This window comes from Streptomyces sp. NTD91, assembly GCF_059510455.1.
Map to the genome: position 1 here is coordinate 1 of NZ_JCAJZW010000212.1, position 214 is coordinate 214.

The window sequence follows — 214 nt, forward strand, 5'->3', positions numbered from 1 at the left end:
CTTCCGGCCCCAGGACTCCTGGAACTCCAGGAACCGCTCGGTGGCCGCATCCTCGCTGGGTGCGGAGTAGACGGGCTTGAGGGCCTTGGCGACCTTGTCCCAGTCCTGGCGGGCCGCGTAGCGGAACGAGTTCCGCAGCAGGTGAACCACGCACGTTTGGACGATCGTGCGAGGCCAGACGGTCTCCACGGCCTCGGGCAGGCCCTTGAGCCCG

Annotated in this window: 1 protein-coding gene; it reads right to left on the minus strand. The window is 68.7% G+C overall.

Annotated elements, in window-relative coordinates:
• Positions 1-214 (minus strand): transposase (locus AC5WRT_RS39275; RefSeq protein WP_496101133.1); only part of this gene is annotated, 214 nt, incomplete at both ends.